The following is a 3,498-nucleotide window of genomic DNA, read 5'->3' on the forward strand; positions in this document are numbered from 1 at the left end:
CCGGTTGCTGTCCCTGTCGTGACGGGGTGTCGGCGACCTCGGTAATCCGGCCGACGACGAGGCTCTCGGACTTTGCTCCGCACGCCGAGGCGCCTGCGCGAAGAGAGGCGGCATCACGCAAGCTACGATCAGCCTCGATTCAAGGACAGCCTGAGCTCACCTCAAGCGCCATCGTTTCACGCGAACGCAAGCTTCTGGAAAGAGGGCGGAATGCCGCATCGGGACAACGACGCCGGAAGTGGCGCCGCAGCCACCAGGCGGCTGCAAGGCGAGAGCCGCTGCGGTTGCAGAATGGCGATGTCGTTCCTCTTGGCCTGGAAGGAAGGCGCCTCCGGATGGAGCGGCAGCGACAAACAAGCCATCGACCTGGCCGACGTTCTGGGAGAGCAGCACGTCTTGGTTGCGGAGGGCATATGACGGCCGCTCAGAGCCGAGCGCTGCCGAAGCTGCCGGGCTGAGGACCGTGTCGGATGGTCCCGCGGACGATGCCGCCGTTACCGCTGCGAAAAGATGCGCGAATCTCGCTTCCAAGCGAGTTCCGCCATCTCTCGCCCAGCGCCTGTCGCTCCTGGTCGCGGCGGTCGCTCTGCCCCTCCTCGCGCTAGCCACCATCGCCGTCTGGCGCGGCCAGAGCGAGGCTCGAGTGCGGGCCGATGGCACCTTGCTCGGCCGGGCGCGCGCGCTGGCGCTCGCCGTCGAGCGCGAGTTCGACCGCGCTGAAGCGCTGCTCGACGGCCTCGCCGCTTCGTCCGCCCTGGCCCGCGGTGATCTCGATGCCTTCGAAGGCGAGATGCGCGCCGCATCCGCCCGGTTTGGCGGCGCGATCGTGACCCTGGTTGCCATCGATGGTCGGATGGCGCTGATGACCTCCTGGGCGCCGGGGGAGCGCCGGGCGGGTATCCGCGCCCCGGACGCAGCGCAGCGGGTGCTCGCCTCAGGCCGTGCCGAGATTACCGACCTATTCCGAGGCGCCATGACCGGGACGCCCGCGGTCGCCGTCGGCGTGCCAGTCCTGGGCCCTCCCGACGGCTCCGGGCGGCGCGCGGTTGTTGCAACCATCGGGCTCACTCTCCCACAGGAGCGCCTGGCCGCGGCGCTCGAGACGCAGCGCGTGCCCGACGCACCCGGCTGGGTCGGCGTTGTGGCGGACCGGGTGGGGACCATCGTCGCCCGGACACGGGCTGGGAGCGGCATTGTCGGCCAACCAATGCGGCCCGAAATGCTGAGCCGGGTGGCTGTCATTCCTGAGGGCGTCCTGCACAACACCACCACACGCGAAGGCATCCCGGCGACCATCGCTTTCGCTCACGGGCCTCAAAGTGGCTACATCTTCATCCTCACCATGCCGGAGGCCGAGTTCGAAGCGCCCCTGCGCGCCGCTCTCGCACGTATCCTGATCTCGGGCGTGTTAGTCGCCACCGCGGGCATTGCGCTCGCGGTCCTGCTCGCGCGTCGTACCGTCGCGGCGTTCCGGCGTCTGACGGGGCTGGTCGCGGGCGGCACTGCGCCGGGCCCGACCGGCCTGCGCGAGGCCGATGACCTTGCGGCAGCCTTTGCCGCCGCGCTGGGGGAACGCGCTCGCAGCGAGCGGCATCGGCGCCTCGTCGTGGCCGAGCTGAACCACCGCGTGAAGAACGTGCTCGCCACCGTGCAGGCCTTGACATCTCAGACGCTGCGGGGACCGGGGTCTGCCGACCCTGCTCGGTTCGCGGCCGACCTCAATGGCCGCCTGCGAGCATTGGCGCGGGCACATGATCTGCTGACGGCGGCCTCTTGGGAGGCAACCGATCTGGACGCAGTCGTCCGAGCCGCGCTCGCGCCCTGGCTGGGCGGAGGCGATCCTGAACGCCGCATCGATCTCTCCTGTGATCTTGGCGACGGGCAAGCGGCGCGGCTCTCGCCGACGCAAGCGCAAACCTTGACCTTGGCGCTGCACGAGTTGGCCACCAACGCCGCGAAGCACGGAGCACTTTCGACCTTCGGTGGTCGGATCGCCGTCGCCTGCCACAGGGAGCCAGGTGGAGGGGTGGGGTTGGAGTGGGTCGAGAGCGGCGGGCCGCCGGTCGGAGGGACGCCGGCACGGCGCGGTTTCGGGACGCGCCTGCTCGAGCAGGCGCTGGCGCGCGACCTGGGCGCGGGCGCCACGGTGCAGCTGCGCTTCGAACCAGACGGCCTGCAGGCCACCGTTCGCTTTGCGCCTCACGTGGCCGTGCCACGCCTCGAATCCAGAGCCGAAGCGAAGAATTTTGCCTAGCTGCTGGCCATGCCGTCCGGAGGACCGTTGACGCTGCCTTGTACCGCCCGGGATGAGACTGACCTTCGCCAACCGGGCCAAGGTTCAGAACATGCTGAGCTCCCGCCTGATCGGGACAATTCGGGATCACCCCGTCTTGGTTTTAAACTGCAACCGTCATTAGTTCGCGTCGCCTAGGTACGCGCCATGCGGCCAGCATGGACGCACAGATGGGTATAGGCCGCAGAGAGGAGCGGCGTGCTGAGGCTGTGACGCGCGGCCCGCGACACGAGGTCGCCGAGGATCTGGTCGGCCTCCACCGGCAGACCGGCCACGAGGTCGCGGTACATCGAGGAGGCCATCGACGAGCCCTTCTGGACCAGTTGCCTCGTGATCGTCCCCAGGAACTCCGGGCTTGGGGCGACGCCGTCCGTGGAGATCACGCGCACGACTTCATCGAGCAGGCGCAGGACGAAGTCGCGCCCGCCCGGCGCTGCCTCGATTTCGCCGATCGTGCCGCGCATCAGGCAACACATGCCGCCCATCGTGGCGAGCAGCGTCCATTTCTCCCACATCTCACGCTCGATGGTTGGCGTGAGCCGCGCCATGAATCCGGCATCCTGCATGGTCGCGTCCAGCGCCGTCGTCCGCGAGGACGGGGTCCCGTCCAGCTCGCCATAGGCCAGTTCCTGGAAAGGTGCGAGCTGCCTGATGCGGCCTTCCGCATCGACCGTCGTCGCGACCTTGCAGACGCCGCCGATCAACGCCGCGCCATGGCGCTCCCGGATCACGTCCACATGCCGCATGCCGTTGAGCAGGGGCATGACCATCGTGTCCGGACCGATGGCCGGCGCCATATCCTTGACCGCCTGTTCCAGGCCGTAGGCCTTCACGGCGACGATGACGGCGTCGTAAGTGCCGTCGATGCCGTCTGCCATGACCAGCTTCGGTTGCAACGTCGCGTCGCCATGCGGGCTGAGTAGCGTCAGCCCGTCCCTGCGCAGCTGTTCCGCTCGGCCCGGGCGCACTAGGAAAGTGACATCGCGGCCCGCCTGGGCCAGCCGACCACCGAAATAGCCGCCGGTTGCTCCGGCGCCCACGAAGAGAATGCGCATCTTCCGCTCCTGTTGGCCAAGCTTCCGGCCGTATCCACCCGCCGGCATGGTGGCGCCATTTCGTTCCGCGAGCCAAGCCCGCCACCGCCTCAGGGCGGCAGGTCACGGGAGATCATTGCCAAGTATTTCAAGTCCGTGTCGCACATGATG

At 68.6% G+C, this 3,498-nt stretch carries 3 protein-coding genes; 2 read left to right on the top strand and 1 reads right to left on the bottom strand.

Features of this window, described 5'->3' with window-relative positions; translation table 11 throughout:
* Positions 1–210 precede the first annotated feature (210 nt).
* Together Q7A36_RS38850 and Q7A36_RS38855 are read left to right on the top strand one after the other, a co-directional pair.
* Positions 211–417 (top strand): hypothetical protein, encoded by a 207-nt coding sequence (locus tag Q7A36_RS38850; RefSeq protein WP_305109149.1) that lies wholly within the window; start codon positions 211–213, stop codon positions 415–417.
* A 46-nt stretch (positions 418–463) separates the two neighbouring features.
* A complete protein-coding gene (locus tag Q7A36_RS38855) occupies positions 464–2,254 on the top strand; it encodes a sensor histidine kinase (protein WP_305109150.1) in 1,791 nt (596 codons plus the stop codon).
* Positions 2,255–2,427: 173 nt separating this feature from the next.
* Here Q7A36_RS38855 and Q7A36_RS38860 read toward each other — a convergent pair whose 3' ends face one another.
* Positions 2,428–3,348, bottom strand: coding sequence for a ketopantoate reductase family protein (locus tag Q7A36_RS38860; RefSeq protein ID WP_305109151.1), 921 nt, complete (start codon positions 3,346–3,348; stop codon positions 2,428–2,430).
* Between the last annotated feature and the right edge of the window lie 150 nt (positions 3,349–3,498).

Source organism: Paracraurococcus lichenis, from assembly GCF_030657435.1.
Classification (GTDB): Bacteria; Pseudomonadota; Alphaproteobacteria; order Acetobacterales; family Acetobacteraceae; genus Paracraurococcus; species Paracraurococcus lichenis.